Origin of the sequence: Microcoleus sp. N9_A2 (assembly GCF_036701775.1) — a bacterium.
Classification (GTDB): domain Bacteria; phylum Cyanobacteriota; class Cyanobacteriia; order Cyanobacteriales; family Microcoleaceae; genus Microcoleus.
The window spans coordinates 114,727-141,179 of the sequence record NZ_JAUBRH010000010.1; the positions used below are offsets into that span (position 1 = coordinate 114,727).

The following is a 26,453-nucleotide window of genomic DNA, read 5'->3' on the forward strand; positions in this document are numbered from 1 at the left end:
ACAGGCATCTTGCCTGTTCATATATTAGCCACGGGCAAGATGCCCGTGCCACAGTTAATTAATCAATAAATTATATTATGTTGTGGAACAGGCATCTTGCCTGTTCATATATTAGCCACGGGCAAGATGCCCGTGCCACAGTTAATTAATCAATAAATTATATTGTGTTGTGGAACAGGCATCTTGCCTGTTCATATATTAGCGACGGGCAAGATGCCCGTGCCACAATTAATCACTTAATAATCGCCTCCAGCGCCGTATTGCCACGCTTCAACTAATCGGTGAAAATAGTATTGCTGTGTCGGCGCTAAATTTTTTACCTGCGGTTCTACGGCTTTTGCCAAAGGCAGCAATCCCGTATAAATTCCTAAATTCACATAATGAACCATCCAATCGAGCAAATTAGCTATTCCAACCTGCGGGATAATTTTCATAACTAATCCGGGATGGCTAATTGCTGTTTTAAACAGAGTTTGTGACAAAGCCGGAAACAACACGATATCTTGAAGAAACGGTTTGAGTACAGGTTCTCCCAACTCTTCCATTACCTGAAAGACGGTAGCCAAAAGTTGATTGATTTGATTGGGGTCTATTTTTTGATTCATCGCAGCACTCATCGAACGCTGAAACAACCAAGTGACAGATAGATTCGGTTGGTAGGGTTGCAAAAGTGCCAGGGAATTTTTGCTGAGACTGTCGCTTGTCAAAGCTTCCTCAATTCCTAGAGTCAAGCGTTTGAGGTGGCGCACCATTGCCCCGAAACCGCCGAAGCTGAGGGGAGATTGGCTGCCGCTGCTATCTCCGACTGGGAGTATTCGATCCCAAGGCGTTTTTAGAGGACTTTGGCGATAGCAGGGGAAGAATCCGTAGAGTGCTCTTTGGAATTTTAACTGTTCGAGTTCGACGTTTTGATATTGGGGAAGCAAGCGCAAATAGTCTTCAAATAATGTTTCTAAACTGAATCTTTCTGTGTCGGCGTCTATGTATGTAAATAAGTACGTGGTGCGGCCGTCTCTGGCTGGAAATGCTTCCCAAAAATATTGGCACTGATTTTGCATTGGGGTGAAGGATGCAAATATATCGCCAGTGTCGTTTTTGGGGTATCCTTGAGCGCAACTGCCGACTACTAAACATACGGCGTCGGGTTTTTTGCCTTGTCTTGCTTGGCGGACAATGGGCGAAAAATGTCCCATTGCGTCTAATAATAATCGGGTTGTAAATAAATTTGTAGCAAGTGGTAAATCGGTATTTACAGATTCTACCAAGACTCCATCCGGGTGAATGGTTGCTGTTTTAAATGGTGTATTTTCAAATAGCTTTCCTCCCGCTTGGAGAAATCGCTGTTTCAAGGTTTCTAGGAGGTAAACTGGGTCGATTCCGATGTTTAGTACGTCGCGCACCCAGATGTCGGAGGTGTTGGCAAAGCTGATGCGGGCTGGGTTGTATTCGGTGGCTATTGCTTGTTCTATCTCTTCAACTGATAGCAGATTTAGTTCTAAGAATGCGTCTAATTCTTTGCGAGAAATGTTCCATTCTTGCTGGCGGCCTCGCAGGGTGCCGCGTTCAAGCAGGGCTACTCGCCAACCCCGCACGGCTAAGGCTGTACCGATTAATATTCCTAGGGTTCCGCCGCCGATAACTATGTCGAAGTCGAGGGTTTCGAGGGGTTGTTGGCTGTGTTTGACTGCTTGGGGTGCTGGTGTGGTGTTTTGTTTGAGGTTTTCCCAGAGTCGATCGACGTTTCGCAGGCCTCCAAGGGCATCTCCCGGCACTTGGGAGAGGATTTTTTCGGTGAGGGACATCGGGTTTTAGTATTAAACAGTGGTGGATTTTCTAAAATTAATTTAACTTATAAGCTGGTCTGCATTTAAATTTAACTTTTCGGGCGGGCAGAATGCCCACCCACCTATTTTCTTGAAATTCTTGTGGGGTGGGCTTCGACGCCGCCCGAAATATACAATTTATAATTACAACGAGAAACCCGGTTTCTGAAAAAACTGGGTTTCTATTCCTCGTTGGTAAGTCTGGGGAATTATCTTCAATCAGCCGTGCTTAATTCTTCAACTCGCAGCCGATCGCACAAAATTCGCTCGCACACTATACCACCCGTATCCGCACTCCTGCAAACTTCTAGCTGAGCTTCCGGCAGCGCTTCAAACAAAAAACGTTCCCCCGGAAACACTGTCCGCTCAAAATACCAATTAGGAATATTTGTAATGCGAGCGATTTGCACTTTGCTAGTATTATTAAGATACCAACACAAAATGCTCGTATGACCTTCGGAAATTACCTGATTTAGTGTCAAATTCATTTTTTTAACTTGTTTGTGCAATTGTGCGAGCGATCGGCAACGGACCTACAATAAATATAGCATATTCCAGTTAAAACACAATTTTTTATACATTTTTTTTTTAAATTGTTTGGGTTAATTAATCAATTTCGCCGTGGAAATATCAGCGCCTTCCACGTATTCCCAAGAAGGTGCAAAAGCAGGCATTGCTAAAGTGCAAGATTTCCATCCTCCCCTAACAGGTGCGTTCAACAATTGACAGTGACCGACTGAACCTCTTGCCTGTTGGTAGTGACCGCAAAAATTACACTTGGAAGTCGGATTGCACCCGCGCTCGCTAATTACAAGGCAGGGCTGGTTTTGGGTTTGGTTGCGGTCGATAGTTAAAGTGTTCATTAAATTACTTTTTAAATGTTCAGTCTTAAGTATGACGGCTGAAGTGCAGTGCTGGCGTCTATCTCAAGGCTTAGTTCGCCTTTAAGTTTTGTTGAGGGATCGATAGAAAATAGGTTATTTTTGACAACATAAAGCTAGGGAGCAATTTAATTTTGTTTCGGTCGCATTGGCGGCCGCGGCTTTAGGGCCGATCGCGCTTGCTGGGGATATACTTCCTCAGACAGAGCTAATTATCCTCACCTAACTTGCTGAACAAATCGGCTAAAATTGTATTAGAAAATAAAAAACCTTCGGGATCGCTCAACCTCAAATTGCCCGAAAGCGGCAGTTTCCCGCCCTCGCCTAAAGTTGCGCTCCCCCTATCCTCAGTCATAATTTCCACCCATCCTTGTCGCCAGTAGGGCTGCAAACAATGCCAAATTTGATCAACCGTTTGTTGAGTAAACTTTTCAGTCAGCGCCGACAGGCTAACTCCTTCTGCTAAACGCAAACCTAGCATCAGCGTTTCTAACAAAACGTCATTTTCTGAGACTTGAACATTTTGCTCAATTGCTGGGTAAATATCTTGCTGGGTTTCCCCCCCAATTTGAGGAGTTGCTGGGGAATTGAGGCCAGAGATCGATCGCACCCACTGATAATATTCTTGAGTTTTGCGAGGTCTTGTCAACCTCCTGCCTTCCACGTAACTCGCCGCCCCCATTCCCAAGCCGTAATAAGGGCGATTTTCCCAATAAACGCGGTTGTGTCGGCACTGATAACCGGGCTTAGCGTAATTAGAAATTTCGTAATGTTCGTAGCCAGCCTCAGTCAAAATTGAGCGCGCCAAACGGTACATTTCAGCAGCGGTTTCATCTGCAGGTAGTGGCTGCGCGCCTGCTTCAAAGTAGCGCCCGAAGGCCGTTCCAGGCTCAACAATTAAGTCGTAACTCGACAGGTGAGTCGGGCCAATTTCTACCGCCGATTTAAGGGAAGTTTCCCAATGTTCTAAAGTTTGGTGCGGCAATCCCGAAATTAGGTCTAAACTGAAATTAACAATTCCAGCCGATCGCACTATTTCTACTGCTTCAAAAATATCAGCGACAGAGTGCGATCGTCCGCAAGCTTGCAGCAATTCATCCTGAAAAGCTTGCACTCCCAAACTAATTCGATTTACTCCCGCCGCTACATATCCCCCCAACTGTTCTAAAGTAAACGTACCAGGGTCTATTTCTATCGAAATTTCCGCCTCAGCAGCAATCCCAAATTTGCCGTCGAGAGTCTCTAAAATATTGCTCAACTGACTGACAGAAAGCAGCGAAGGCGTGCCACCACCAAAAAAAACTGTTTTCAGAGATGCGCCTAAATTTGGAGTTTCTTGAATTTCTTGACACAGTACGGCAACGTATTGCACGATTGTGCCGGAATTCTCGCCATTTTTGCGATCGCCCACCACAAAAACCGGAAAATCGCAGTAGTAACAGCGACGGCGACAAAAAGGTATGTGCAGGTAAGCGGAACTCGGAATTCCGGAATTTGTCGCTTGCACACTTTTTTTTAATTCAAATGTTAAATAATCTGTGGTAGGGTTCATTACATTTCAAGCCGAAAGCGCAACTTCAAATCTAAAGTTTTCATTAAACAATCATGAATAATTATGTATATTATGACATTTTCTTACCAAAAAAGCGCTGCGAACGATGGCGTCCCGCCCCGCAAGCTACGGCTCTTTTAATTTAACCTCGTACCGGTTTCGAGCTGCCACAATTGCCGAACAGCAAGCAGGGCGGTCTATTCGCACCTCGTGCCTGCTTTCGGCGGGGCATGGTAAATGCCGATCGACTCCCTGGCACATCCCCCAAAGGGTACAACCGCGAAATATAAGTTTATGAAAATCCCTGAGTAAATAGGGCGATATCCGACCAAAGCATGAAAACAAGTATCAGCACTGCAAAGATATAATGTGAATAAATTCATTAACCTAGAACTAATGCTAGACGCAATCATAATAATCTCATTCATAATCGCAGGCGGAGGCATCGGCTATTACGGAGTCGAACTCCTGCCGAGCAATCTGCTGGAGCAAGTTACAAATATACAAGGTTTAAGTTCTGTACTAGGTTCGTTTGGAGCATTAATCGGCTTCGTGATGGGATTAGTGGCTCAAACAACCTATCGACGCTTGGAAAAACAAGTCCGCGATATGCCAGTGGAGATGCTGCTGACGCGGGCGATCGGCTTAATCATCGGACTGCTAGTAGCAAACTTAATGCTGGCTCCGCTATTCCTGCTGCCAATTCCCCGCGAGTTCGGCTTCATCAAACCTCTAGTCGCCGTCTTGGGTAGCGTCATGTTCGGCTTCACAGGCGTCAGTTTGACCGACACCCACGGCCGCGCTTTCTTGCGACTGATCAACCCCAAAAGCTTTGACACGGTGTTGGTAGCCGAAGGTACTTTCAAACCAGCAAGTGCCAAAGTTGTCGATACTAGCTGCATTATTGACGGCCGAATTGAAAACTTGCTAGAAACAGGTTTCCTCGAAGGTCAAATTATCGTGCCGCAATTCGTTCTCCAAGAACTGCAACTTGTAGCGGATTCCGCCAACGATCAAAAGCGAGTGCGCGGGCGCCGCGGCTTAGATGTACTCAACCGCATCAAAGAAACATATCCAGAACGGATTCAAATTCACTCGGCAGACTACGAAGATATTGCCACAGTCGATGCAAAATTAGTCCGCTTCGCTTTGGATATCGACGGCATTTTGCTCACCAACGATTACAACTTATCGAAAGTAGCTACCGTCCAAAAACTGCCGGTTTTGAATATCAACGATTTGACTCATGCGGTGCGCCCCACTTATTTGCCGGGAGATACGATCGAACTAAAAATCCGCAAAGAAGGCAAAGAACCTTCTCAGGGCATCGGTTACTTGGATGACGGCACAATGGTTGTCGTAGAAGCAGGTAGCAGCTATGTCGGCGGCGAAGCCAGAGTCGTAGTCACCAGCGCCCTGCAAACTAGCGCCGGCCGCATGATTTTCGCCCGTCCTCAAGAATCGGTTATTGTTTGAAACTGAGTAACAATGGCCAGGGCAATCAGAATCAAATATTGCGATCGTTCCAATCTGCCTCGACTCTCTACCGCGCCCGGTATGACGAGTCGGGGCAGTGGTTTTTTTTTGTCTTAAATGTTGGGAATCGGTAAGTAAAAACAATCCTTTTTACTTCTACGGTGGCACTTGGAAAGCTAGCAAGAAAAAATAGCAATTACCAACTTCTCCTTCTTTTCTCTTCCTTCGTGTCCTACCCTACGGGAACGGCTTCGCCGAACGCGTCTTCGCGGTTCGATCGCCCTTTTGCAGCTTTCCCCCAAAGTTTTAACGTCGGCGCGGGGCCGGAAGCCTCGCACTATTGCCATTTTGCGGTTGCGGTTTTTCTTGCAGCTTCATTGTCAAACTAACCCGCTTTAACTTCTCATTCACCTCCAAAACCCGCACTTTCACAACTTGTCCGACTTTAACAATCTGTTTGGGGTCATCTACGAATCGATCGGCTAATTGAGAAACGTGAACCAAACCATCTTGGTGCACTCCCACATCAACAAAGGCTCCAAAGTTAGCTACATTCGTGATTATGCCTTCTAATTCCATCCCAACTTGCAAATCGGAGATTTCTTTGATTCCTGCTTGGAAAGTAGCATATTTAAACTCGGCGCGCGGGTCTCTTCCCGGTTTTTCTAGTTCAGAAATAATGTCTCGGAGTGTCGGTTCTCCGACTTTTTCCGTGACATATTTCTTGATATTTACAGTCTTGATTTTTTCCGATATTTGTGTTATTCCTGTCAGCGGCAAGTCTAAATCCTTGGCGATCGCCTGCACTACAGGATAACTTTCTGGATGGACTGCTGTATTGTCCAGCGGGTTTTCGCCGCCGCGAATGCGGAGAAATCCCGCTGCTTGTTCAAAAGCTTTCGGGCCGAGTTTGGGAACTTTTAGCAGTTGGCGGCGATTTTTAAACGCGCCGTTTTCGTTGCGGTAATTGACGATATTTTTGGCAACTGTTGCCGTCATTCCCGATACAAATGTCAGCAGTTCTTTCGATGCTGTGTTTAAATCAACTCCGACATAATTAACGCAGCTTTCGACTGTTTCGTCTAGTTTCTTTTTGAGCAGTTTTTGGTCAACATCGTGCTGGTATTGGCCGACTCCTATTGATTTCGGGTCGATTTTCACGAGTTCGGCGAGGGGGTCTTGCAAGCGCCGTCCGATGCTGACTGCGCCGCGAATTGTGATGTCGAGGTCGGGAAATTCGGCGATCGCCACATCACTCGCTGAATAGATCGATGCACCGGATTCATTCACCATGACTTTAATCGGTTTTTTGTCCATATCTGCCAAAACTTCCGACACAAAGTCGTCTGTTTCGCGGGAAGCTGTACCGTTGCCGATCGCAATTAATTCAATTTTATATTTTTCAATCAAATGCTTGACAATTTTACCAGCTTGCTGTCTTTGACCGACCGCCTGGTGGGGAAAAATTGCTTGATATTCCAAAAACTGCCCGGTTTCATCGAGGGCGGAAACTTTGCACCCCGTGCGAAATCCCGGATCGATCGCCAATGTGGGTTTCATTCCCGCTGGCGCCGACAGCAGCAACTCGCGGAGGTTGGTTTCAAAAGTGGCGATCGACTCGATGTCAGCGATGGCTTTGTTGTGCGATCGTACTTCCGTAATCAACGAAGTCTTCATCAGGCGGTTGAAAGCGTCCTTCAAGGTCGATCGATAAAACTCCTTAACTGCTGCTATCTTAGTTCTAATTTCCTGAGATTCCAAATAAGCCATCACTGCGGATTCATCAAAGGCTAAGTCTAAATCTAAAACCCCTTCCGTTTCCCCGCGAAACAGCGCTAACATATTGTGCGACTGAACGCTTCTCGCTGCAACTTGGTAATTGCGGTACATTTCAAATTTAGTGCTTTCTTCCGGAAAATCATCTTTAATTTTCGATACAAAAACCCCAGTTTTCATCAAAAAATCTCGCAAATAAGCTCGGTATTCAGCTTGTTCGGAAACCGCCTCCGCCAAAAGATCCGCAGCACCTTTGACAGCTTCTTCTGCAGTTTTAACGCCCTTTTCTTCCGAAATGTATTTAGCGGCTTCCGCCTCAAAATCTGCTGGTTTAGCCGTCGGTAAGTTCAGAGACTTGATAAAATTTGCCAGCGGTTCCAAACCTTTTTCCCTAGCAATTGTCGCTCGCGTCCGCCGCTTCGGTTTGTAAGGCAGATAAAGGTCTTCTAGTTCGTTTTTTTGCAAACAAGATTCGATTTTAGCTTGCAGTTCTTCAGTGAGTTTACCCTGAGAGCTAATCGTTTCTAAAATCGACTTTTTGCGGTCTTCTATTTCCGTCAGATAGGTGAAGCGATCGGAGATATCCCGCAACTGAATTTCATTCAGCAAATCCGTGCGTTCTTTGCGGTAGCGGGCAATAAATGGAATAGTTGCTCCCTCTGCGAAAAGTTCCAGAGCATTATTGACTTGAGACAGATTAATGGAAAGTTCTTGAGCAATCAGTTGAGGAATGTCGATCATAGTGCAGAATTTCGGATCAGTCGATTTTAGATTTGAGATTTTAGATGGACTTCACGGAAGAGAGGAAGAAAAGTTGGAAATAAACGTTTTACAGGGTGTTGGCGCTCGTCCTGCAAGTATAAAAATGATGTTAGCATAAATGCAGTCATTTCTCAATATTATATGTTTCCTTTTAAATATCCTGTGCCGCAAACCGATCCGCCGCGATCGCCCAGAGAAACGCTGCCGACGATGTACGATTTACCCAGCGAAGACCCGGAGGAACCTGGTTTGCGGGACGAATTTCACGATTTACAGCCGCAGTTGTTGAGCCTGACCTTTCGACCTCGGAATTATCCGGCTTCTGAGATATTTAGCGGCACCGACATGAACCTTTATTATGACGTGCATCACACTCTGTGGCACAAGCGGCCGGATTGGTTTGGAGTTGTGGGAGTTCCCCGACTTTACGATCGCTCCGAACTGCGGATGAGTTATGTTACTTGGCAGGAAGGTGTGAATCCTTTTGTAATTGTAGAACTGCTTTCGCCGGGAACGGAAAAAGAAGATTTAGGCGACAATACCGATGAAGAAAAGTTGCCACATCAGTCGGGAAACGCTGCGGGTAACGGGCAAGTTCTGGATCGGGAGACGAAGGAGGAACCGCCTAGAAAATGGGAGGTTTACGAGCAAATTTTGCGGGTTCCTATTTATGCCGTTTTCAGTCGCTATACTAACAAATTGCGAGTGTTTGAATTGAAGGGCGGACACTATCAAGAATTAGAATTGCCCGAGTCGCGAGTGTGGATTCCTGACCTAAGTTTGGGGTTGGGTTTGTGGCAAGGAGAGTTTCATGGAATCGATCGACTGTGGTTGCGCTGGTATGATGTTGATGGCAATTGGATTCTGACTGAAGCGGAACAGCAACGGCAGCGGGCCGAGTCAGCGGAATCTAGGGCTCAACAAGCGGAAGCTCAATTGCAGTCTTTAATGCGGCGGCTGCGGGAATCTGGCATCGATCCCGATCAATTTTTAAACGGTTAGAGAGGACTGAAGTCCTGACTACAAACTGGTTCGCAGTCAGGACTTTAGTTTTTTTTACTTCACAAGAAGACAGAAGGCCTCACTATACACAGGCTTTAACATTTGATCGAAACTTGATTGGTTGCGGCTTGTTTGTTTGTTGCGGGTAATCTTTGCGGTCAATTCATCCGTCTCGACAGAGTGATGCAAATAAGCTTTACCGACAGAACCAAAAAGTTGCAGTTTGTCAGAAATGACCCATCGCATGGCATCGATAGCTTTTTCCATTATTTCCAACAAATCCGGATGTGCCTCAGAAATGCTACTTTTTAACACGTCCATATAAGCTTCGCGAACTTCCGTATTCACATTAAATTTAGATACTCCGAATTTAATACATTGATGAATCATTGAGTCCGGCAAACCGCTAGCACCGTGAAGCACTAATGGCACTGAAACAGCAGCCCGGATTTTTGCCAGACGCGGAAAATCAAGTTTGGGTTGGCTGAAATATTTGCCGTGAACGTTACCAATTGTTACGGCTAAAAAATCCACCTTAGTTTCTTTGATAAACTCTACTGCTGCTACGGGATCTGTCATTTTGGCAGCTTTCTCATCGATTGTCAAACCGTCTTCCCTGGCACTAATTCTGCCGATTTCTGCTTCAACTGCCGCACCGTTAGCGTGGGCTAATTTAGTCATTTCCCGGCTAAATATTAAGTTTTGTTCGTATGGCAAAAAAGAACCGTCTGCCATAATGGATTTAATGCCAGCGGCTAGACCGAGGTGAATGTCTTTTTCTGAGGTGCTGTGATCTAAGTGTACTGCGATCGGCACTAAAGATTTGCGGGCTGCTTTGATGCACAGCGCGACTAAAGGCGATTTTCCGTATAGGAGGGTGCTGGGGTGAAGTTGCAGTATAGCAGGACTGTGCAGCGCTTCGGCCGCATTGATGACGGCTTTTACTCCTTCGAGGTTGTAGACGTTAAAAGCGCCGATCGCATAACCATTTCTCAAAGCCGTGTTCAGCAATTCGCTAGTTGAGGCGAGCATATAGTACCTACTTTAAAAACTTTTCTGAATGTTGATCATTCTATCAAAGTTTAAGGGCAAGCTCAGCTTAATCTGTGTTTATTTTAATTGCGAATTCTTCGGCTAGCATTTATTCTCAATGTCGGTCATTCTATCAAAGTGCAAGGGCAAGCTCAGCTTAATTTGTGTTTATTTTAATTACGAATTCTTCGGCTACGATTTATGTGAAGTGCATTTATTCTTGGGCAAGGTGCGCCTAGCGCACCCTACTATTTGTTTGGTGAGCCTAGCGCACCTTACGACTAAGGGATTTACTATGTTTGTGCGTTACCAGCGTGCAAACCGCACTCTTTTACGGTCGCTTCTTCCCACCACCAGCGACCTTCGCGTTCGTGTTGGTTCGGCAATATCGGCTTCGTACAAGGTTCGCAACCAATACTTACAAAACCGCGTTCGTGCAACTTGTTGTAAGGCACATCCAAAGCGCGAATGTATTCCCAAACTTCTGCCGAAGACCAATTGGCTAAGGGGTTGAATTTAATTAATTCATGGTCTGGAGTTGAAAAAGCACCGTCAACTTCAATCACCGGAATACCATTGCGGGTACTGGGACTTTGGTCTTTGCGTTGACCGGTAATCCAAGCATCGAGGGTATTCAATTTCCGGCGCAGCGGCTTGACTTTTCGCACGCCGCAGCATTCTTTGTGACCGTCTTCATAAAAACTAAACAATCCCTTTTCATCTACTAGGGCTTGTACTTCTGCTGCATCGGGAAACATTACTTCTAATTTAATGCCGTAATGTTTTCTGACTTGATCCAAAAACTGATAAGTTTCTGAGTGCAATCGTCCGGTGTCTAGGGTGAAAACGCGGAAATTTTTGTTGATTTTTGAGGCAATATCGATCAGAACTACATCTTCAGCCCCGCTGAAAGAAATGGAGATATTGTCAAAATTTTCTAGGGCAAATTTGAGAATGTCTCGTGGTGTTTTTTGACTGTATTCTGCTTCTAGCGCGGCAATGTTGAGATTTCTTTGGATGGCAACCATATTTTCGGGTTTTCGGTGTTCTTTTCCTCTAGCCCTTTATTATAGCCGATCGCCGTCTCTCCCTCACCGACTAATTTGACAATCAAGCAATGTCGTCCGGAACCCCCGGATTCATCCGTGAAGCGAGAAAAAAGCTCCGACTGCTCATCACCCGCCCCCGGATTTATCAGTGGGAGCGCTTCTAAAATCTAAAATCTAAAATCTAAAATCGATTGACCGCATCTTCCAGCAGTCTTTGCGGCTGGGTTCACAATCAAACTCAAGGATGGCGCCTGCTGGTAGCAGTTTTGGTGAAACCAACACTCCTCTACTCGGTAAAATGGGACTGCCGCGCGGCCTATTGAATTTGCCCCCCAATTATAAATCACACACAATAGAATTCTTTAAATGTCATTGTTAAAATCCTCAAATTTGAATTGTATCATTAATAAAATAATAGCGCTTGCTCAGCGATATCGGGCTGTATATTAACTGAAATAAACTTTATTCTTCACCCAAACTAGCACCGTTATAACTATTTTACGTTACAATTAATAGCGTTAATAAATAATTTATTTAGCATTATATTAGGTACTAATTAAAACTAGATTTTGGGGAATAAAGCTAAAATAAACGTAGAAAATTTGGCTTTTTTCCCCTACATATTCTTGTATTAAAATCCTAAAATATTGGTAAATTTATTACTCCCTCAGAGCGGGTTCGGGGAGGGTGGGGGGGTAAATTTGACGACTCCGGCAAGGATTGCTATACTAAGAACTGTTGGTTTTGAAACACCGAATTACAAGAATCAATTACTAATTGCCGATTAATTTATTCAGAGCGATTCCGTTAGTAAAGTAAATTTTTATCGCTTTTTATCCCTGACAGCTAACCTTCAGCCATACGATCGGCTATATTGTATTTGGAAGTACATTAATTTGTCCGCAAAGCGGTCTAGTCCCATCGCCGCCGATCGCGCCAGCTTCTGAATAAACGTAGTCCGCTGTCAATAACAGCAAGGAAGTGTGGAATCATGTCAAAAATTTTAGTAGTGGACGACGTTAAGAGCGAACTAGAAATCATCTGCCGCATTCTTCAAGATGCCGGATTGGATGTGATCCGGGCAGGCGACGGCGAAGAAGCGATCGCCATGATCCGCAAAACCCCTCCGGCTTTGGTCGTTTTAGATGTAGTGATGCCACGAATGAACGGGTTTGAAGTGATCAGAGAATTGCGGGGCGATCGCGCAACTGCCAAATTGCCCGTAGTATTTTGTACTCATAAAAACACCGAGATCGATAAAGCTTGGGGAACCGATTTAGGCGCCGACGCTTACGTTAGCAAACCCTTTGAACCTCAGCAACTGGTCCACATAGTGCAACGCCTGCTTTCGACGTAATCCGAATATAAAGTTATCGGCAGATTTCCCAAAAATATTATACCGAAAAACCCCGTTTTTTTTAAGAAACTGGGTTTTTGAATTCCATAAAACTTTATGTTTAATCATATAAACCTGCTTATTTGCCCAGCCGCGATTTATTTAACGGAAACATTTGACGCACCAAAACTGATGCAGAAAAACTAGATCGGCGATCGACTTTAGGGTCAAAGCAAAATTCTAATTTGTAAGCTACACTATAAACTAAAAATAAGCCATGAAAATAACGGCTTCCCCCGCTGGGGGGAATCAGACAAGTGGAACAAAGCAATTTCTCCTGTTCGGTCAAGGAGGCAGTCTGTTCGCCATAGACTTAGAGGCAGTACGGGAAGTCCTTTCCTTCAAGGAACAACCGATTTCCCTGGTTCCCAACACCCTGCCATTTTTGCTGGGATTAACCAACTTGCGGGGCGAAATCTTAGCAGCAGCAGACTTCGGACTGTTCGTCGGTATTGAGTCGGTTGACATCTACCACCCAAACAGCCGCATCTTAGTTGTAGAAGCGCCCGATCCACGAGACGTGAGATTGTTGTCGAGAATCCGCCTGGGATTAGCAGTCTCCCGCGTCGAAGGAGTTTTACCTCTCAGTCCCGATCGCATTGTCTCAGCACTAGATGTGAGTCCCGACCTAGCTCCATTCTTAAAAGGTCTGTACAATTCCGAAGGACGCTTGCTAATGATTGTCGATGTAGAAGCAATCGCCCATTCCGAACGCTGGTAATTAAACAGTTGACAGTTGACAGTTGACAGCGAGGTTTTTAGACAGTTGACAATTGACAAAGAAAGAATAGGGAGTAAATCTAAAATCTAAAATTTTGCAATCTATCCATCGCCCGCATTTGAGTTACCAACTATAAATTTTATCATGAAACTTCTCTATACCTGGATCGCAACAACTTTCACCCTGACATTGCCAGACTTCTCTCCATCGCTGCTAGCTGGGGTTGCTAATTGCATCATTTGTGTCTGTTACTTTGGCATCGCCTCGCTGATCAGCTTAGGTTTGTGGCGAAACCGTCAATTCGGGTTCGACATCTTCGCCACAGTCACAGCAGGCATATTTTGGAGCTGTGGTTTGGGACACAGCGGCCACGCCGCCGAATACCTGGGACTGCCACACTCCCCGGTAATGCAAACTGTCTCCGATTGGATAACTGTAATTCCGGCGATCGGATTTTTGAGTTTATCCAACCGCTACCAATTCTTAGTAGGTTCCACCCAAATTATCAAGTCCAAAAAAGCAACAGAACAAGCCCTCAGCCAAACTACTCAGCGATTTCAAGCCATCTTCGATCAAGCTTTTCAAATCATCGGATTATTAGAACCAGACGGTACTTTGATCGAAGCAAATCGGACAGCGCTAGAATTAGGCAACTTCCCAGAATCACAAGTGCTGGGACAGAAATTTTGGCACACACCTTGGTGGGCAGCATCCCCAACCAACCAGCAGCGAATAAAAACCAACATTCAACAAGTCTCTACCGGCCAATTTGTGCGGGAAGAATACGAAATCACAGGCTTCAATAACCAGTTGATAGTAATTGACCTATCCTTTAAGCCGCTGTTAAATGAAACTGGACAAGTCTATCAAATACTCGCAGAAGGCCGCGAAATTACCAAACGCAAAAAAACAGAAGCGGCATTTCAACAACTAACTGCAGAACTAGAGCAGCGAGTCAAGGAAAGAACTGAGCAAATTTCGCAAACTAACGCCCAATTGCAACAGGAAGTTCGCGATCGCATCGCTGTTCAAGAGCAATTAAAAGCTTCGGAACAATTTTTAAATAACGTCCTCAACACCATCCCAGACCCGATTTACGTCAAGGATGAACAGCACCGCTGGTTAACATTAAACGATGCCTTTTGTCAATACATCGGTCACAGCCGAGAAGAACTAATTGGCAAAGCTTACCGCGACTTCTTGCCGAAAGAACAAGCAGACATATATGAAGAAAAAAACCAATTAGTTTTCTTGGCAAACACCAGCATCGAAACCCAAGAAACCATCACAAACCCAGCCGGAAACACCAGGTTTCTCTCCGTCAAAAAATCTACCTTTGTCGATGCCTGTGGCAGCAAAGTCCTCGTTTGCGCGATTCGAGAAATCACCAACCGCGTGGAAATGGAAGAACAACTGCGGCACACACTCGCAGAAGCAGAAAGCTCCCAAAACTTGCTGCGGACAGTCATTGACGCTACGCCAGACTGCATCTTTGTCAAAGATCGAAACTCGCGCTATACCCTAGTCAATACAGGTTTCGCCACCGCCTTCGGCAAAACTCAAGCAGAAATTATCGGCAAAGACGACGCAGAAATAGGCATATCGGTCGATCAAATCTTTGGCAACTTCCACGCCCACACAGACTCCCCGAACCAAATCCAAAAATTCCGGGCAGACAACCATCTCGCCCCGAACTCCAACGACTTCGCCACTTTAGCCGACGGAAAAGTACACAGCTTCGACACCCAGAAATTGCCCCTCAAAGACGCAGAAGGCAACATTTTAGGAATGCTCGGCTTGGCACGCGACATCACACAACGCCGCAAATCTGAAGAAGAACTATTGCGGTTCAAAGCAATTTTAGAAACCACAACAGACTGGGTAGGCATAGCCGACACCGAACAGCGCACCATTTATCTCAACCGCGCAGCCAGAGAAATGTTGAGAGTTGGCGAGGACTCAGGTTTAGCCGGAGTCAGCATTTCCGACCTGACATCGCCCAAAAGTATCGACACTATTATCAACGTCGGCATCCCCGCAGCTTGCCGGGACGGGGCGTGGAGCGGCGAGACAATTTGGCAAACTTTAGACGGCAAAGAAATACCAGTTTCTCAAGTAATTATTGCTCACAAATCCGAGAAGGGAGAAATTGAATTTCTGTCAACAATTGCCCGCAACATTACAGAAAGCAAGCGCACAGAAGAAACCTTGCAGCAGAACTTGCAAATGCTCGACCTGGCAAGCGATGCCTTGATCGTTCGGGATATGGACGGCAGGATTAATTATTGGAGTCAGGGAGCCGAACGGATGTACGGCTGGACAAAAAAAGAAGCCTTGGGGAAAGTCACAATTACTCTATTGCACACCATTTTCCCCCAGCCTTTAGCAGCTATTTCCGCACAGTTAGAAGAGCAAAATTATTGGGAAGGAGAATTGATTCACGTCACCAATTATGATACCCAAGTCACCGTATTTAGTCGCTGGAATTTGCAGCGAGACGAACAGGGGAAACCCAAAGCAATTTTAGAAACTAACAACGACATCACGGAGCGCAAGCAAGCAGAAATCGAAAAGCAAAGATTGATTGCGATCGTAGAAAGTAGCTCGGATTTTATCGGTACGGCAACCCTGGAGGGAGAGGCAACATACCTCAATGCGGCTGGCCTTAAACTAGCAGGATTGCAAAATATTGAAGAAGTAAAAAGCAAAACTATATATGAATTCTTCTCAGCAGAAGATGCTAAAAGCTTAAAAGAAGAAATCCTGCCGGCTACTATGCGAGACGGTTTTTGGCAGGGTGAATTCCGCTTGAGGAACTTTCAAACCGGCGAAGACTTTCCGGTTGACTTCACCCTATTTACCGTCAAAAACCCAGAAACTGGCGAGCCTATGGGGTTGGCAACAGTTACCCGCGACATCAGCGATCGCAAACGCGCAGAAGAAGTGCTGCGCGATCGCGAAAGACTGTTCCGAGCCATTTTCGACCAATCGTTCCAATTAGTGGGGCTGCTGGAACCCGACGGCACCGTCTTAGAAGCCAACGAAACAGCCCTGACAGTCGCCGGACTAGGGCGCGAAGACTTCATCGGCACGCAGTTTGCCGAAAATCTGTGGTGGCAGATTTCCCCAGAAGCCAAGCAAAAAGTCGAAGCTGCAGTCGTCAAAGCCGCCGCCGGCGAATTTGTTCGCTACGAAGCCGACGTGCTGGTTGCTGGAGGTGCTGTGATGACTGTGGACTTCTCCCTCAAGCCGATCGTAGATGACAACGGCAAAGTCGTGCTGCTAATTCCAGAAGCTCGCGACATTAGCGATCGCAAAGCCCTAGAACGAGAATTAGTTTTGCGTGAATCCCGCTTTGACGCATTTTTTGCAGCCGCCCCGGCCTGCATGTTTATCTTTGACGACCAGTTGCGCTACGTGCAAGTCAACGAGAAATTAGCGCAAACTACCGGCCCATCAGTTGCCGAACACCTCGGGAAGACTGTAAGGGAAGTTATACCCGAAATGGTTGATACCATAGAGCCGATTTTGCAGCAGGTTCTCGCCACCAACCAACCATTGTTAAACATTGAGGTGTCGGGAACAACTCTCAACCAACCGGGCGTTATCCGAGATTGGCTGGCGTCTTACTTTCCTTTGGCCGGAGAGGACGGCAAACCGATGGGTGTCGGCGGTGTGGCGATCGAAATTACCGATCGCAAAAAAGCAGAAGCAGAGCGCGAGCGATTTTTTACCCTGTCCCTAGACTTAGTTTGTATTATAGATTTTGAAGGCAAATTCAAGCGCCTCAATCCCGCTTGGGAAACAACCCTCGGCTACACCTTAGAAGAAGTCGAAAACCAACCTTTTATCAATTTCGTCCATCCAGACGATCGCCAAGAAACCACAGCCGAAGCGGCAAAAGTATACGATGGTGCCGAAGTACAGTTCTTTGAAAATCGCTACCGCTGCAAAGACGGTTCCTACAAATGGCTGTCGTGGAAAGTGCGACCTGAAACCGAACAAAAGGTAATGTATGCAATCGCTCGCGACGTTAGCGAAAGCAAACAGGCGATGGTGCAACTGGAAAAAACAACAGCCCAATTAGCCAGTTCCGAAGACGAATTTAGAGAACAAAGCAATCTCTTGCAACTGCTAATAGACAGCATTAGCGACGGCGTGATTGCAGCCGACGAAAATGGCAATTTTGTGTTGTTCAACCCCGCCGCCGAAAACATCTTTGGCTTGGGTTCCACGGATACTCTTCCCGACGAGTGGTCGGGAAAATACGGCTTATTTTTACCAGATGGAGTCACTCCCTATCCCTCTACCGACATACCTTTAGCGCGCGCAATTCGAGGAGAATCACCAGACGACGTAGATGTTTTCACTCGCCACGCAGCCCAGCCGGAGGGCCTTTGGGTAAAAATTAGCGGCAGGCCGCTCAAAGACGAAACGGGAGCGCTTAAAGGCGGCGTAGTCGTTTGCCGCAACGTCACTGAACAAAGAGCATCCCAGCAGCGAATGCAGCAGTTGGCCGAGGCACAGGAACGCTTGCTGCAAGAACTCAAAACGCGGCAAAATGCCCTTGACGAAGCTGCGATAGTCAGCGAAACTGATGTCCAAGGCATGATTACCTACGTCAACGACCGATTCATTGAAATCTCCGGTTACAGCATGGGAGAACTCCTGCACCGCAACCACCGCCTCATCAATTCCGGCTACCATCCCAAATCATTTTTTGAAGAAATGTGGGTGACACTTTCTCGCGGTTTGGTGTGGAAAGGGGAAGTCAAAAACCGACGCAAAGATGGCTCGTTTTATTGGGTAGATTCGACGATATCTCCCATTTTTGATACCAGCGGCACAATAGTCAAATATATCGCCATTCGCTTTGACATTACCGAGCGCAAAGAGGCAGAAGAACGACTAGGAAAATTGGCAGCAGAACGTAAAGCTGAAGCTGATTCTCTGACTCAGCAAGTCGTTAAATTGTTGGGAGAAATTAAAGGCGCGGCTCAAGGCGACTTGACAGTCAGGGCGGAAGTGACTAACGACGTTTTAGGTGCTGTCGCCGACTCTTTTAACTTCTTAATCGGTTCTCTGCGGAAAGTGGTAACGGGAATTCAAACTTTAGCCGAACAGGTAACATCTGCCACCGGCGAGTCAATTAACAATACCAGTCAACTCACCCAACAGGCGGAAGTTCAAGCAACAAAAATATCTGCCATCATGCGGGAAATCGAGCGGATCGTGAATTCGATCCGCGACGTGCGAGATGTTTCGGTGCGGGCCGAAACAGTCGCCCAGCAGTCTTCTCACACTGCTGAAGTCGGCGGTATGGCGGTCGATCGCGCTGTCGAAGGCATTAACGGGCTCCGGTTGACGATCGCCTCTACCTCGAAAATGATGAAGCGTTTGGGCGAATCTTCGCAGCAAATTGGCAAAATTGTGACTTCGATTTCTCAACTTGCTTCCCAAACGAATTTGTTAGCACTGAATGCTACGATTGAGGCGGCGCGAGCCGGCGAACAAGGTTTGGGTTTTGCGGTTGTCGCCGAAGAAGTGCGGAAGTTGGCAGAAAGATCCGCTGGCGCTACGGAGGAAATCTCGGAAATTGTCGGTACAATTCAAGAAGAAATCAGCCGTGTGATGAAGGCAATGGAATCGGGGACGCTGGAGGTAGTGGAAGGCACTAAGCTGGCAAGCGAAGCTAAAACTCACCTCAATGCCATTATCGAAGTTAGTCGAGAAATGAATGCTTTGGTGCAGAATATTACGATCGCATCTGCCAAGCAAACTGTTTCGGCTGAGGGAATTGCTAACAGTATGCAGCAAGTCAACGAGATTGCTAATACGACTGCACAAAAAGGTGCGGATGTCAAAGCATCTTTGGACGAGCTGTCTGGTTCTCTGGGCCAATTGCAAAAGTCGGTGGCGAATTTCCGCAGTTAGTTCAGTTGACAGTTGACAGTTGACAGTTGACAGTTGACGGTTGACGGTTGACGGTTGACGGTTGACTGTTGATAGTTGACTGTTGACTGTTGACTGTTGATAGTTGACTGTTGACTGTTGACAGATTAGATAATTCGGCGATTGAAATCGCTACTAAACAAACGAAGTCCACTGCTAGCGGACTAAGAATGCCGGATTTAGTATTGATAATCGTAAATCCGCCCCTAAAATAATTACAGTCAATTAACCTGACATCATATATAAAAAAACTGCCAACAGTCAACAGTCAACAGACAACCGACTAATATGAATGATGACGATTTAAACGAATTAATAGATGCTTTTACCGCAGAATGCGAAGAGTTTCTCCAGTTAATGGAGACGAATCTGCTGGCGATGGAAGCTGCGGGTTTGAAAGAGCGACAAGCGGCAGTTAAAGAAATGTTTCGGGCGGCTCACTCGATTAAAGGTGCGGGTTCGATGTTGGGCTTTCAAAACGTATCGGCGGCGGCTCACACCCTGGAGGACTGTTTTGTCATTTTGCGCGATCGCACAGACTTGTCAGCCCTGGAACCGACTACTGTGAGTGTTTTGCTGCAAGGGGTGGATGCTCTCAAAAAGATTACGATCGAATCAGTTCAACACTCCGATGTCACAACTCCGGATCAAACGGAAAACTTGGAGGCGATCGAGCAAATTCACGCTCAGTTCGAGGCCAAGTACGGCAAGGCAGAACCGCCGCCAGTCCCCCCAGTCAGCCAATCGACCGCCCCGGAAACCCTGAAACAGATTTTTGAGCACCAAGTGCCGGCTCTCTTCAATCGCCTAGAAACCGAGCTTTCCCAAGCTTCCGAGGCAGATTTGGCAACAAGCGTCACCGCCCTCAACCAGGTTTACTACCAACTCTCCGGTTTGGCTGGAATGCTGCAATTGCCGGATTTTGGGAAAATCGCCGCAGCCCTCAGCGCTTTGATAGACTCTCCCGACTTGACTCTACAACGGTTGCAATCCGAGGGTTGGGCGATCGCCCAAAACTTGCAAACCGCACGCCAACAAATATTGGAAGGAAGGGCGATCGACATCCCCCAAATCTCCCCCACTCCCACTCTCCCCCTCTCCCCCTCTCCCCCTCCCACTCCCCCCCTCTCCCCCTCCCCCACTCCCCCCGAAATCCCCCCCTCCCCGACTCTCCCAGTCCCCAACCCGCAAAGGCCGACAATCCGGGTAGACTTAGAACGCTTAACTGAATTGGTGAATCTAGTCGGGGAATTAGTCATCAACCGTACAAATTTAGAACTTCAAGAATCCGAACTGCGTGGCGAAGTCAAGCGCATCCGCCGCAGTATCGTAGATTTAAACCAATTCGGCGGCCAGTTGCGGGAAGAATACGACAGACTGAGTTTTGCAGACTGGAAAGGGGGAAACGGGAACTCTGGATTGGGAAAACTCGCAGCAGCAGAAACAGAATTCCCCATGATTGCTAACGGCAAATCCTCTCCGATCCATGCTCACTTCGATATCTTAGAGATGGATCGTTATACAGAGTTCCACTCGACAGCCGCAGAAGTCATCGAAACTGCCCAAGCAATTTCTCACTCAGCCACCAAATTAGACACCTTAGCCATGAAATTCGAGCGCAGTACCGACCAACTGCGCCGCATTACCGAACAACTCCGCAGCCGCGTCATGCAGTTGCGAGTCGTGAGTTTCAGTCGCGCCGTCGATCACTTACCCAGAGCCCTGCGGGAAATGTGCCTCACTTATGAGAAAGATGTCAACCTGCTGCTAGTGGGAAGAGATACCAAAATTGACGAAAGTTTGCTCGACGCTTTGCGCGACCCCTTAATACACTTAGTGAGAAACGCTTTCGACCACGGCATCGAAATGCCCGAAGTTCGGAAAGCAAGCGGCAAGCCTGCGAGCGGTCAAATTGAAATAGAAGCCCGCCACCAAGGTGGCCAAACTATTATTACTGTCGCCGATGACGGCAAAGGCATTGACCCGGAAATCATTCGCCGTAAAATTGTCACAAAGGGTTTGGCTACGGAGGAACAAGCTCAAGAATTTTCCATTGCCGAACTCTACGATTTTCTGTTTTGGCCGGGTTTCAGCACTACAGAAGGGGTCAGCGACCTTTCGGGGCGGGGAGTCGGGCTCGACGTGGTGCGAACAAATTTGCGGACTGTGCGGGGGACTGTGAAGGTAGACTCTCGCCTGGGAAAAGGTACGAGTTTTATCATTAAACTGCCACTGCTGCTGTCGATTACTGATGCTTTGATGGTGAAGACCGATCACAATAAAATAGCAGTGCCACTGGATGCAGTCGAGGAAATTCTGCACATTAAAGCGTCGGAAGTTCACATTGCCGGCAATCAGCCGATGCTGTGGTGGCGGGAGGAATTTATTCGTTTGGTGAGGATGCAAGATTTGCTCGAATACAGCGTCGTCGCGCCGGATGCCCCCTCTCCTGACCCTTTGAGTCTAGACGAAATTCCTGTCCTGGTTTTGGCTTCTACCGAAGGAATGCTGGCTGTGGCTGTGGAACGGCTGATCGGCCAGCAGGAAATTGTGGTTAAACCTTTGCCGCCGCCTCTATCTAAGCCTCGCGGGGTTTTGGGGACTACGATTTTGGGAGACGGGCGCGTGGTGAATATTCTGGATGTGGACGATTTGGTGGGCCAACCTGTGGTAAATAGTTCGATCGGCGCTGTCTCCGGTAAAGTGCAGGAGATACCGGCGAGTTCGAGTCAGTCACCGCAGATTTTGATAGTGGATGATTCCTATACAATTCGGCAGTTGCTGTCTCTGACGCTGACTCGTGCTCGCTACCGGGTGGTACAGGCTAAAGACGGTGTGGATGCCCTGGAAAAGTTGCAAAATGGTCTTGATTGCAGTTTGGCGATCGTGGATATTGAAATGCCCCGGATGGATGGATTTGAATTGTTGCGATCGATCAGATCGACCGAGCGGTTTGCTAAGATTCCCGTAGCCATGCTGACATCCCGTAGCGGGGAAAAACATCGGCAAATGGCAATGGAATTAGGCGCAAATCAATACTTCACCAAACCTTACAGCGAAGCCCAACTTTTACAAGCTATCCCCAAATTAATCCACCAATCAATAATTTAATCCAAAATCTCAAATCTCCCATCAAATAATCCCTAATCTCAAACAAAACTTAGGCAAAAAGTAATTGAACACGCGAATTATAGTGGGAAGATAGGCAACAGACGCACCTACTAAAATCCAATAATTTTCAATTTTCAATCAAATAATTTTCATTCTTCAATCTTCAATCAAATAATTATTCAATCTAAAATCTAAAATCTAAAATCCAATGACTCACGCTAATTACAATCGCCGATTTCGGAGCAAGAAACAAGCCACTGTTATAATGGCCCCTAAAAAGTTTGTTTCCTTTGAACTAGGAAATATTTACTATGCTGTTCCTATTGAACGAGTGGAGCGCATTGTTAAAAACTTTAATACCTACGGCACTTTACCTAACGGTAATAGTTTACTGCGGCATCAAGAAGAACTGATTACTATAATTAATTTATCCAAAATATTTCCCAGCAGTCCGAGCATTGCTGAGTGCAAATACCTGATTATTTGTACCTTAAATAAAAGCGATCGGTTGGGGATTCCCCTTCCTGATATGCCAAAAATTTTGGAAATTACCGAAGAAAGCTTCTGCGAGATTCCCGAATTGTACCGTCAACAGCAACTGCCTCCGGTAATAGAAAAGTTAATTCGCGCACCTGATGGTTCCGAAGTTTTTTATCTAAATTTTGATTTATTTAGCGAAATGTAGGGTGTTCACTTTTCGAGTTATTATACCATATAAATGGTATTTTTGCAAACAAAAACTTATTGATTTATGAAAAAACTCACAATAATGTCGATCGCCCTACTAATTTTTGCAGCAACTCTCGAACTGCCGAAGGTGGGCCTGCAACTAAGTGCGATCGGGCAAATAGAAACACCCCAACCAATCCCAACACCCCAACCAATCCCAACACCCCAACCAATCCCAACACCCCAACCAATCCCAACACCCCAACCACAAACACCCCAACCAATCCAAACACCCCAACAAATCCAAACACCCCCAATACAAACACCCCAACCAAAACCAGCCGACCCCAAAAACCTCGGCTACGTCTCCCCAGAATTTGCCGAAAATTTCTCCCAGCAACAAATCGACCAAATCAACGCCAACGTCGAAATGCTGCTGCTAACTCAAAGCTGCTCCCGCTGCGACCTCCGAGCCGTAAAATTAGTTAACATTAACTTAAAAAATCCCATCCTTACAGGAGCAGATTTATCAGATGCCAACCTCAGCGGTAGTCGCTTCGAGATCTCAGATTTTGTCAACACCAATCTAGCTCGCACAAACTTAAGCGGAGCCGAATTAGTAGGAGCGAGAATCAGCAACGCTAACCTGAGAAAAGCTAACTTGACAAAGACAAATCTAGACGGTGCAGACTTGCGATTTTCCGACTTGAGAGATGCCAATCTTTCCGATGCCAACCTCCGCAATGCTAATATAGATGGCGCTAGTATCGATCGAGCAAGTATGGCCGGTACCACAATGCCAGACGGCCGAAAAAATCAATAATAATAGAGGTAGTCTTATGTCGCCGATTAAACAACGCCTTCTCGAAGCGATCGAACGGACTCCTGAGCCACTTTTAGAGCAAACGCTGGCATTTCTGGAATTTTTGACCAGTCGGACACAATCCGCGCTCGCCCCAGACTTCGACTCAGATTTTGACTCAGATACCGACTCCAACGAGCAAATCCTCGCCGATCTGAAAGCCTCCCTCCACCAAGCCAAAGCGGGACAAACCTTTCCCATATCGGACCTCTGGGACGGTATCAATGTCTGATATGTCAGTCCAAGTCACATTCACGGTACTCTTCAAACGTCGCCTCAAAGGACTCGCTAAAAAGTATCGCCAAATTCAAACCGATATTCAGCCAGTCCTTGATGAGCTTATCCAAGGAAACTTCATAGGAAACCAGATTACAGGGACTCAATACACCGTTTACAAAGTCCGGGCTAAAAACAGTGATTCGCAAGTTGGTAAGAGCGGCGGTTATCGCTTGATTTATCAAGTTGAATCACCGACTCAAGTTGTTTTACACCTGATTTACTCGAAATCAGAACAAGCAAATGTCTCCGCCGAGGAAATCCAAACTGCGATCGCAGAATACCAAGCGAACCCAGACGAATAAGCCATTTTTCAAATCTAAACGCTTGCCCTTCTTGCTCTTTGAGGCGATCGCTGTCATCGTCAAAATCCGTGTCGTGCCTTCCTTCAATTCTATTCAAACAGCCAAAAACCTCTGAATCACCTCATCACTTAACTCGCTAGTGCTTCCAGAAGCTACAATCCCCCCTTTTTGCATAGCATAATACCAGTCAGCCTGCCGCACAAAATGCAAATGTTGCTCCACCAACAAAACAGAAATTCCCCTAGTCGCAACCACACGGCGCACCGCAGCTTCAATATCTAAAATAATCGATGGTTGAATCCCCTCCGTAGGCTCATCCAAAACCAGCAACTGCGGCTCACCCATCAAAGCCCTAGCAATAGCTAACTGCTGCTGCTGTCCCCCGCTCAAATCACCTCCCAGGCGATCGAGCATAGTTTTCAAAACAGGAAATAACTCAAAAATTTCATCAGGAACTTCAGGATTTTTGATTTTGGTTGGTTTCGCTTCCAAACCTAACAATAAATTTTCTTTAACCGTCAAACGTGGAATAATTTCACGCCCTTGAGGCACATAACCAATTCCTAATCTAGCCCGCTGGTGAGTCAACTTAGAAGCAATAGATTCTCCGCCAAAAGCAATAGTACCACTGCGCGGTTGCAGTAACCCCATAATCGTTTTTAGCATAGTAGTTTTGCCCACACCATTGCGGCCGATCAAGCAAACCATTTGCCCCGCATTTACGCTTAAATCGACATCGCGCAAAATGTGACTTTCGCCGTAATAAACATTCAAATTAGAAACTTGCAACATATATTTAATAATTGGTAATTGGTAATTGGTAATTTGCCTCGTGTCCGTTGAATTACCCGCGCTCAAATTTGGTCGCCGGGGCGGGTTTCTGTAGATTGTCGGTGAGAATGAAAGATTGTTGGTTAATCCGCCCCTACAAATCTTGTGGTTAATTTACCAAAGATGATATGTCAACTGTCAACTGTCAACTGTCAACTGTCAACTGTCAGGTTTTCCCAAATATACCTCAATTACCCGATCGTCATTTTGCACCTCATCCATAGTCCCCTCGCACAAAACCGCACCCTGATGCAACACCGTCACCTGCCGCGCAATTTGCCGTACAAACTCCATATCGTGTTCAATTACCAACACCGAATGACTTTCCGCCAGCGAAATCAGCAACTCTCCAGTTAACATCGTTTCCTCATCCGTCAAACCCGCCACAGGTTCATCTACCAATAACAAATCAGGAGATTGAGCCACCAACATTCCAATTTCCAACCATTGCTTTTCCCCGTGAGAAAGCAAACCCGCCGAAATATCAGCCTTAGCAACTAAACCAATTGTTTCTAACAAACCCGCAACCGTGCGTTTTTCAGCAGCCGAAGCAGGCTTGAACAAAGTCGAAAAAACATTTTTATGGCGGCTGCAAGACAATTCCAAATTTTCGCGTGGCGTTAAATTCAAGTAAACTCGCGGCGTCTGAAACTTGCGGCCAATTCCCAAGCGCGAAATCCTATCTTCCGACAACTTGCGTAAATTTTGTCCCTTAAATAACACCCTGCCCTCTGTCGGCTGCACCTTCCCGGTAATTGAATCGAGAAAAGTTGTTTTCCCCGCACCGTTGGGCCCAATGATAACTCGTAGTTCGCCGGCATCCATGCTAAAATTTAAACCGTTGATGGCTTTAAAACCATCAAAACTAACAGTCAAGTTTTCTATTTCTAATACTTTTCCATTCATAATTAGTAATTAACTCACTAATGGACAACAACCGATACACTTTGTACGTGCGTAGCGCAAATATCCTTCCT

Annotated in this window: 19 protein-coding genes; 10 read left to right on the forward strand and 9 right to left on the reverse strand. The window is 46.3% G+C overall.

Annotated features, from left to right (window positions below; genetic code table 11):
- Positions 1–236: 236 nt before the first annotated feature.
- The 4 genes from QUA44_RS08870 to hemW form a co-directional block, all read right to left on the reverse strand.
- Entirely contained in the window at positions 237–1,802 is a 1,566-nt protein-coding gene (locus QUA44_RS08870) for an FAD-dependent oxidoreductase (RefSeq protein WP_333251238.1), read from the reverse strand.
- A gap of 236 nt (positions 1,803–2,038) precedes the next feature.
- Positions 2,039–2,311 carry a DUF1830 domain-containing protein gene (locus tag QUA44_RS08875; RefSeq protein ID WP_333251235.1) on the reverse strand — a complete coding sequence of 91 codons (273 nt, stop codon included), beginning with the start codon at positions 2,309–2,311 and terminating at the stop codon, positions 2,039–2,041.
- A gap of 114 nt (positions 2,312–2,425) precedes the next feature.
- Positions 2,426–2,686, reverse strand: a complete 261-nt coding sequence (locus QUA44_RS08880; protein ID WP_333251232.1) for a hypothetical protein — start codon at positions 2,684–2,686, stop codon at positions 2,426–2,428.
- A 226-nt stretch (positions 2,687–2,912) separates the two neighbouring features.
- Entirely contained in the window at positions 2,913–4,256 is a 1,344-nt protein-coding gene (hemW, locus tag QUA44_RS08885; RefSeq protein ID WP_333251230.1) for a radical SAM family heme chaperone HemW, read from the reverse strand.
- Between the two features lie 396 nt (positions 4,257–4,652).
- On the opposite strand from hemW, the gene QUA44_RS08890 reads away from it, so the two are divergent.
- The gene (locus QUA44_RS08890) at positions 4,653–5,732 is read left to right on the forward strand and encodes a PIN/TRAM domain-containing protein (protein WP_333251228.1); all 1,080 of its coding nucleotides are present in this window, start codon (positions 4,653–4,655) and stop codon (positions 5,730–5,732) included.
- A gap of 306 nt (positions 5,733–6,038) precedes the next feature.
- On the opposite strand, the gene QUA44_RS08895 is transcribed toward QUA44_RS08890, so the two are convergent.
- A complete protein-coding gene (locus QUA44_RS08895; protein WP_333251225.1) occupies positions 6,039–8,249 on the reverse strand; it encodes a Tex family protein in 2,211 nt (736 codons plus the stop codon).
- Between the two features lie 162 nt (positions 8,250–8,411).
- Between QUA44_RS08895 and QUA44_RS08900 the strand changes: the two genes are divergently transcribed.
- Positions 8,412–9,272, forward strand: coding sequence for a Uma2 family endonuclease (locus QUA44_RS08900; RefSeq protein WP_333251221.1), 861 nt, complete (start codon positions 8,412–8,414; stop codon positions 9,270–9,272).
- A gap of 54 nt (positions 9,273–9,326) precedes the next feature.
- Here the strand turns inward: QUA44_RS08900 and QUA44_RS08905 are convergent, their stop codons facing one another.
- Together QUA44_RS08905 and QUA44_RS08910 are read right to left on the reverse strand one after the other, a co-directional pair.
- Positions 9,327–10,304: a class II fructose-bisphosphate aldolase gene (locus QUA44_RS08905; RefSeq protein ID WP_333251219.1), complete on the reverse strand. Its 978-nt coding sequence runs from the start codon at positions 10,302–10,304 to the stop codon at positions 9,327–9,329.
- Between the two features lie 293 nt (positions 10,305–10,597).
- Positions 10,598–11,332: a phosphoadenylyl-sulfate reductase gene (locus QUA44_RS08910; RefSeq protein WP_333251216.1), complete on the reverse strand. Its 735-nt coding sequence runs from the start codon at positions 11,330–11,332 to the stop codon at positions 10,598–10,600.
- Between the two features lie 1,012 nt (positions 11,333–12,344).
- Between QUA44_RS08910 and QUA44_RS08915 the strand changes: the two genes are divergently transcribed.
- The 8 genes from QUA44_RS08915 (at position 12,345) to QUA44_RS08950 (ending at position 24,645) form a co-directional block, all read left to right on the forward strand.
- Positions 12,345–12,710, forward strand: a complete 366-nt coding sequence (locus QUA44_RS08915) for a response regulator (RefSeq protein WP_333251212.1) — start codon at positions 12,345–12,347, stop codon at positions 12,708–12,710.
- Between the two features lie 256 nt (positions 12,711–12,966).
- A complete protein-coding gene (locus QUA44_RS08920; protein WP_333251210.1) occupies positions 12,967–13,470 on the forward strand; it encodes a chemotaxis protein CheW in 504 nt (167 codons plus the stop codon).
- A gap of 144 nt (positions 13,471–13,614) precedes the next feature.
- On the forward strand, positions 13,615–19,404 hold the full coding sequence (locus QUA44_RS08925; RefSeq protein WP_333251208.1) for a PAS domain S-box protein: 5,790 nt from the start codon (positions 13,615–13,617) through the stop codon (positions 19,402–19,404).
- 306 nt (positions 19,405–19,710) lie between these two features.
- Positions 19,711–22,533, forward strand: coding sequence for a hybrid sensor histidine kinase/response regulator (locus tag QUA44_RS08930; protein WP_333251206.1), 2,823 nt, complete (start codon positions 19,711–19,713; stop codon positions 22,531–22,533).
- 265 nt (positions 22,534–22,798) lie between these two features.
- Complete coding sequence (locus tag QUA44_RS08935) at positions 22,799–23,218, forward strand: chemotaxis protein CheW (RefSeq protein ID WP_333309642.1); 420 nt, start codon at positions 22,799–22,801, stop codon at positions 23,216–23,218.
- 66 nt (positions 23,219–23,284) lie between these two features.
- Positions 23,285–24,025 (forward strand): pentapeptide repeat-containing protein, encoded by a 741-nt coding sequence (locus QUA44_RS08940; protein ID WP_333251201.1) that lies wholly within the window; start codon positions 23,285–23,287, stop codon positions 24,023–24,025.
- Positions 24,026–24,041: 16 nt separating this feature from the next.
- The gene (locus tag QUA44_RS08945; protein ID WP_333251199.1) at positions 24,042–24,296 is read left to right on the forward strand and encodes a hypothetical protein; all 255 of its coding nucleotides are present in this window, start codon (positions 24,042–24,044) and stop codon (positions 24,294–24,296) included.
- 1 nt (position 24,297) lies between these two features.
- Positions 24,298–24,645 (forward strand): type II toxin-antitoxin system mRNA interferase toxin, RelE/StbE family, encoded by a 348-nt coding sequence (locus tag QUA44_RS08950; protein ID WP_333048285.1) that lies wholly within the window; start codon positions 24,298–24,300, stop codon positions 24,643–24,645.
- A gap of 93 nt (positions 24,646–24,738) precedes the next feature.
- On the opposite strand, the gene urtE is transcribed toward QUA44_RS08950, so the two are convergent.
- Entirely contained in the window at positions 24,739–25,437 is a 699-nt protein-coding gene (gene urtE, locus QUA44_RS08955; RefSeq protein WP_333251196.1) for an urea ABC transporter ATP-binding subunit UrtE, read from the reverse strand.
- A 198-nt stretch (positions 25,438–25,635) separates the two neighbouring features.
- Positions 25,636–26,382, reverse strand: a complete 747-nt coding sequence (urtD, locus tag QUA44_RS08960) for an urea ABC transporter ATP-binding protein UrtD (protein ID WP_333251193.1) — start codon at positions 26,380–26,382, stop codon at positions 25,636–25,638.
- Between the last annotated feature and the right edge of the window lie 71 nt (positions 26,383–26,453).

What these genes read in the sequence shown, in the direction of transcription:
- QUA44_RS08870 (WP_333251238.1), bottom strand. Translation starts at nt 1,802, where the DNA reads ATGTCCCTCACCGAAAAAATCCTCTCCCAAGTGCCGGGAGATGCCCTT.
- QUA44_RS08875 (WP_333251235.1), bottom strand. Translation starts at nt 2,311, where the DNA reads ATGAATTTGACACTAAATCAGGTAATTTCCGAAGGTCATACGAGCATT.
- QUA44_RS08880 (WP_333251232.1), bottom strand. Translation starts at nt 2,686, where the DNA reads ATGAACACTTTAACTATCGACCGCAACCAAACCCAAAACCAGCCCTGC.
- hemW (WP_333251230.1), bottom strand. Translation starts at nt 4,256, where the DNA reads ATGAACCCTACCACAGATTATTTAACATTTGAATTAAAAAAAAGTGTG.
- QUA44_RS08890 (WP_333251228.1), top strand. Translation starts at nt 4,653, where the DNA reads ATGCTAGACGCAATCATAATAATCTCATTCATAATCGCAGGCGGAGGC.
- QUA44_RS08895 (WP_333251225.1), bottom strand. Translation starts at nt 8,249, where the DNA reads ATGATCGACATTCCTCAACTGATTGCTCAAGAACTTTCCATTAATCTG.
- QUA44_RS08900 (WP_333251221.1), top strand. Translation starts at nt 8,412, where the DNA reads ATGTTTCCTTTTAAATATCCTGTGCCGCAAACCGATCCGCCGCGATCG.
- QUA44_RS08905 (WP_333251219.1), bottom strand. Translation starts at nt 10,304, where the DNA reads ATGCTCGCCTCAACTAGCGAATTGCTGAACACGGCTTTGAGAAATGGT.
- QUA44_RS08910 (WP_333251216.1), bottom strand. Translation starts at nt 11,332, where the DNA reads ATGGTTGCCATCCAAAGAAATCTCAACATTGCCGCGCTAGAAGCAGAA.
- QUA44_RS08915 (WP_333251212.1), top strand. Translation starts at nt 12,345, where the DNA reads ATGTCAAAAATTTTAGTAGTGGACGACGTTAAGAGCGAACTAGAAATC.
- QUA44_RS08920 (WP_333251210.1), top strand. Translation starts at nt 12,967, where the DNA reads ATGAAAATAACGGCTTCCCCCGCTGGGGGGAATCAGACAAGTGGAACA.
- QUA44_RS08925 (WP_333251208.1), top strand. Translation starts at nt 13,615, where the DNA reads ATGAAACTTCTCTATACCTGGATCGCAACAACTTTCACCCTGACATTG.
- QUA44_RS08930 (WP_333251206.1), top strand. Translation starts at nt 19,711, where the DNA reads ATGAATGATGACGATTTAAACGAATTAATAGATGCTTTTACCGCAGAA.
- QUA44_RS08935 (WP_333309642.1), top strand. Translation starts at nt 22,799, where the DNA reads ATGGCCCCTAAAAAGTTTGTTTCCTTTGAACTAGGAAATATTTACTAT.
- QUA44_RS08940 (WP_333251201.1), top strand. Translation starts at nt 23,285, where the DNA reads ATGAAAAAACTCACAATAATGTCGATCGCCCTACTAATTTTTGCAGCA.
- QUA44_RS08945 (WP_333251199.1), top strand. Translation starts at nt 24,042, where the DNA reads ATGTCGCCGATTAAACAACGCCTTCTCGAAGCGATCGAACGGACTCCT.
- QUA44_RS08950 (WP_333048285.1), top strand. Translation starts at nt 24,298, where the DNA reads ATGTCAGTCCAAGTCACATTCACGGTACTCTTCAAACGTCGCCTCAAA.
- urtE (WP_333251196.1), bottom strand. Translation starts at nt 25,437, where the DNA reads ATGTTGCAAGTTTCTAATTTGAATGTTTATTACGGCGAAAGTCACATT.
- urtD (WP_333251193.1), bottom strand. Translation starts at nt 26,382, where the DNA reads ATGAATGGAAAAGTATTAGAAATAGAAAACTTGACTGTTAGTTTTGAT.